This window comes from Rhizobacter sp. P2_H2, from assembly GCF_056403375.1.
This window is the reverse complement of record NZ_JBFUFP010000373.1, coordinates 1-4842: the sequence shown is the minus strand read 5'-3', so window position 1 is coordinate 4842 and position 4842 is coordinate 1. Positions and strand designations below refer to the sequence as shown.

The following is a 4842-nucleotide window of genomic DNA, read 5'->3' as shown; positions in this document are numbered from 1 at the left end:
CTGCTGGTGCGGGTGCTGGTGTTCAGCACCGTGGTCACGCTGGTGCTGACCATCCTGCAGCTCACCCTCAGCTACCGCAGCGAGCGGGCGCGCCTGGAAAGCCGCTTCGGCGAGATCGACCAGGCCAGCTCGCGCAGCCTCAGCGAAAGCCTGTGGGCGCTGGACTCCAAGCAGCTCGAGGAGCAGCTCGAAGGCATCGTGCGGCTGCCGTCCATTCGCGCGGCCGAGGTGCGCGAGACGGCGTCGTCCGCCCATTCGCTGACGGTGCTGCGCGGCGAGCGACAGGCCAGCCGCTCGGTGGTGAAGGAGTTCCCGCTCGCCTGCTGCGGCCAGCACCCGGAGGTCATCGGCGTGCTGCGCGTCGAGGCGACGCTGGCCGACATCTATCGCGAGCTGGCGACCCAGGCCTTCGTCATCCTGCTCAGCAATGCCGCCAAGACCTTCCTGGTCGCGTTCTTCATCCTGTTCGTCGTGCACCGGCTCGCGACGCGCCACCTGCTGGACATCGCCGCATCGATCGGCAGCGTCAACCCGCAGGTGGAAGCGCCGCCGCTGCAGCTGCGGCGCCAGCAGGTCAAGGGCGACGAGCTCGACCAGCTGGTCGATGCCCTGAACGCGATGCGCGAGCGGCAAGCACAGCATGCCGCGGAGCTGGCCAACGCCAACGCCCGCATGGCGACCATCCTCGACAACATCCCGGACCTGGCGTGGGTCAAGGACGCCGGCGGCCGCTACGTCGCCGTCAACCGCGCGCTCATCACCACGCTCGGCTTCGAGGGGCCGGGCCAGATGATCGGCAAGACCGACTTCGACGTCCATCCACCGGAGCTCAGCCGCGGCTACCGGCTCGACGACGCCGAGGTGATGGCGTCGAACGCCAGCAAGCGCATCGAGGAACGGCACGTGCGCCTCGACGGCGGCATCACCCTGGTGGAGACCATCAAGACCGCGCTGCGCGACCGCGACGGCCGCGTCACCGGCACGGTCGGCATCGCCCGCGACATCACGCAGCGCCAGCAGGCCGAGGCCGACCGGGTGGCACGCCAGGTGGCCGAAGCGGCCAACCAGGCCAAGAGCGACTTCCTGGCCAACATGAGCCACGAGATCCGCACGCCGATGAACGCCATCCTCGRCATGTCGTACCTGGCGCTGCAGAGCGGTCTCAACCCGCAGCAGCTGAACTACGTGCAGAAGATCCACGGCGCGGCCGAATCGCTGCTCGGCATCATCAACGACATCCTCGACTTCTCGAAGATCGAGGCCGGCAAGCTCGACATCGAGGCCATCGCGTTCAACCTCGGCGACGTGATGGAGGGGCTGGGCCACCTGGTCGGCATGAACGCCGAGCAGAAGGGCCTGGAGCTGCTGTTCGCGCTGCCGCCGCAGCTGCCGCACGCCCTGGTGGGCGACCCGTCGAGGCTGCGCCAGGTGTTGCTCAACCTGTGCAACAACGCCGTCAAGTTCACCGAGTGCGGCGAGGTGATCGTCGCGATCGCGGTCGCCGGGCGCGAGGCGCACTGCATCGACCTGCGCTTCGAGGTGCGCGACACCGGCATCGGCATGACGCCCGACGAGCGGCAGCGCCTGTTCCAGCCCTTCACGCAGGCCGACTCGTCGACCAGCCGGCGCTATGGCGGCACCGGCCTCGGGTTGTCGATCAGCCGCCACCTGGTGCAGCTGATGGGCGGCGAGATCAGCGTCGACAGCGCGCCGGGCCGCGGCAGCAGCTTCCACTTCACGCTGCGCTTCGGCCTGCAGCCCGAGCCGGCCGAGGCACCGTCGCGCGAAGGCAGCCTGCCCGGCCGCCGCGCGCTGGTGGTCGACGACAACGCCAGCGCGCGCGAGCTGCTGGCCGGCATGTGCACATCGCTCGGCCTCGACGTCGACACCGCCGCCGATGGCCGTGCCGCCTTGCAGATGGCGCAGCGGGCGGACGCCGACGACCGGCCCTACGGGCTGGTGCTGCTCGACTGGAAGATGCCCGGGCTCGACGGCGTCGAATGCGCGCGCCTGCTGGGCCAGGAGGAAGGCCGGCGCCATGCGGCGCCCACCGTGCTGATGGTGACGGCTTTCAGCCGCGATGATGCGCAGCGGCAGCTGGTGCAGCAGCAGGTCAGCGTCGGCGCGCTGCTGACGAAGCCGGTCACGCCCTCGTCGCTGTTCGACGCCTGCGGCGAGGCGCTGGGGCTGGCACGGGCGCGCGCACCGCGCGCGATGCAGCGCCAGGAGGCCTTGCTCGGGCACCAGGCGCACCTGCGCGGCGCGCACATCCTGCTGGTGGAGGACAACGCGATCAACCGCGAGATCGCCTTGAGCGTGCTGGGCGATGCCGACATCACGGTCAGCGTGGCCTGCGACGGCCGCGAGGCGCTGGCGATGCTGGCGCGCCAGSGTTTCGACGGCGTGCTGATGGACTGCCAGATGCCGGTGATGGACGGCTACGCCGCCACGCGCGCGCTGCGCCAGCAGCCGCAGTGGCGCGATCTGCCGGTGATCGCGATGACCGCCAACGCGCTGGTCGGCGACCGCGACAAGGTGCTGGCCGCCGGCATGAACGACCACGTCGCCAAGCCGATCAACGTGAACGAACTCTTCGCCACCCTCGCGCGCTGGATCCACCCGGCCGCGGCGCCCGACGACCCCCCGTCGATCGACCGCCCGGCCGGCATCGCCGCCACGATGGGCGACGAAGACCTGTACCTGCGCCTGATGCGCATGTTCCGCGACCGGGAGACGGACTTCGCGCAACGCTTCCGGGCCGCCCGCGCGAGCGGCGACACGGCGACCGCGATGCGCATGGCGCACGACCTGAAGAACGTCGCCGGCACGCTGGCCGTGCGGGGCGTCCACCAGGCGGCGACGGAACTGGAGCGCGCCTGCCTGGACGAGCTCGACGACGCCGGCCTCGAGCCGCTGCTGCGCAACGTCGACCGGCTGCTTCGCCCGGTCATGGCCGAGCTGGTGGCGCTGGGCTGAACGCCGGCCTCGGTGCGAGCTTCAGCGGCCGCGCTTGGCGTCGTACCACAGCTCCGGCCGGTTCGACGGCGTTCCCGGCGTCAGCAGCGGGTTGCGCAGCTCGATCACCGTGCGCTTGTCCAGCCGYGCCTTGCGCAGCCGCTCGCCGAAGTAGTCCTGGAAGACCTTGTCGAACGAGCCGTCGGCGATGGCTTTCTCCAGCCCGTCGCGGATGTCTTTCGCGAGCCTGGTGTTCTGTCGGTTCACCATGAAGTAGGAGTCGTAGAAGTAGTGCAGGGCGAGGTGCGGCTCCACTTCCAGCGTCTCGGCATTGAGGGCCTGCTCGTCCCAGATCTCCATCATGCTGCGCGGGAAGTAGTCGAAGCGCTTGCCGGTGAGCATCTTGAACAGGCCTTCGTACTTCGGCGCCGTGATCACGTCGATGCCGTTGGCGCGCAGGATCTGCGTGTCCGGCCACTCCTGTCCCTGCGCGAGCCGCAGCCGCTTCAGGTCGTCCAGCGTGTTGACGCCGGCCACCAGGCCCTGCTCGCCCTTGCGGATCAGGCCCAGGCGCCAGCCGAGCAGGCCCTTGTTGATCGGGATGTAGATCGGCAGCAGGCGCGCCTCGCGTTCGGCGGAACTGGGGATCGGGCCGACGTCGATCGTCCGGCCGGCCTCGATTTCCAGCACCTGCCGCTCCTGGTTCATCGCGATCTCGGCCGTCTGGATCCGGTACTCGGTGCCGCTCTTCGACAGCGCGAGCTGCAGCAGTTGCAGCGGGTAGTCGTAGCGGCGGTCCCCCTCGAACTCGGGTTTCGGAATGCGCACGATCTCCACCGCCGAGGCGCCCAGGTGCGCCGCGAACAACATGCAGAACAGCGGGCGGGCCAGCAGGCGGAATGCGATGCGCATGGTCATCTCCTCATGGCCTGGCGATCTGCCGCGGGGTCTGCCCGAGGAATCGCTTCAGCGAATGTGTCAGGTGGGCCTGGTCGGTGAATTCGAGTTCGGCGGCGACCTGCGACGGCGCCTGTCCCAGGCGCAGCAGCCGCGCGGCCTCGTGGGCCCGGGCGATCTGCCGGAAGGCCTTCAGGCCGAGGCCGGTCACTTCTGCGAAGTGGCGCTGGATGCTGCGCTCGTCGAGCCGCTGGCGCGCGCCCTGCAGCGCCCGCGAGACCACCGGGTCACGCTCCAGCAGGCCCTTGCGCGCCAGCGCGGACACGAACGCTTCGACGTTGTCGAAGCGGGGCACCTCGAAACGTTCGGGGCCGATCCAGAAACTGCGATCCGCCTCGACCGGGCACGGCACGCCCTGGTTGAACGTCAATCGCCCCGGCAGGCGGGGCATGTAGACCTCGGGCTTGAAGGCGATCGTCAGCATCTCGTCGCCGGCCCGGCTGTCCACGGGCAGCGGCGCCGCGATCTGCCCGGTCTGGATGACCATCAGCGGGCCGCCGCCGCGGCGCACGAACAGCAGGTCCCAGGAGCCGTCGGGCAGGGCCACTTCGCGCGTGTCGCCGCTGTAGCGGGCACTGCGGACCTTCGCCACCAGGGGCGAGTCCGCCGTGCGCTCTTCCTCAGTGATCGTTGCTTCCGTGAGGGGCATCTTGCGCCTGCAGTCCGACGAAGAAGCGGCGCAGGTCATCGGCGACGAGGTCGGGGTCGGTCTCGTTGGCGAAATGGCCGCCGCGCGGCATCTCGGACCACTGTAGCACCCGGGTGTGGGAGCGGGCCACGAAGTTGCGGACCGAGCGGAAGTCATTCGGGAACACGGCCACGGCGGTCGGCGTGGGGTTGGGCAGCTCGCGGTAGCCGGCACCGCTGGCGGCGTTGGCCCGATAGAACTCCGCGGCCTGCCCGCCGGTGCCGGTGAACCAGTAGAGCGAC

3 protein-coding genes and 1 pseudogene are annotated in these 4842 nt (G+C 70.0%); 1 reads left to right on the top strand and 3 read right to left on the bottom strand.

The window, feature by feature from the left end:
* On the top strand, positions 1-2976 hold a 2976-nt coding region (locus AC1D15_RS18265; RefSeq protein WP_477827095.1), incomplete at its 5' end, for a response regulator.
* Positions 2977-2997: 21 nt separating this feature from the next.
* Here AC1D15_RS18265 and AC1D15_RS18260 read toward each other — a convergent pair.
* From AC1D15_RS18260 to AC1D15_RS18250, 3 genes and pseudogenes are all read right to left on the bottom strand, one after another.
* Positions 2998-3867 (bottom strand): substrate-binding periplasmic protein, encoded by an 870-nt coding sequence (locus tag AC1D15_RS18260; RefSeq protein ID WP_477827094.1) that lies wholly within the window; start codon positions 3865-3867, stop codon positions 2998-3000.
* Positions 3868-3877: 10 nt separating this feature from the next.
* Positions 3878-4600 (bottom strand): helix-turn-helix domain-containing protein, encoded by a 723-nt coding sequence (locus tag AC1D15_RS18255; protein WP_477827093.1) that lies wholly within the window; start codon positions 4598-4600, stop codon positions 3878-3880.
* Positions 4533-4842 (bottom strand): annotated as a pseudogene (locus AC1D15_RS18250) (hypothetical protein); the annotation flags it as partial. The pseudogene AC1D15_RS18250 and the gene AC1D15_RS18255, both read right to left, overlap by 68 nt.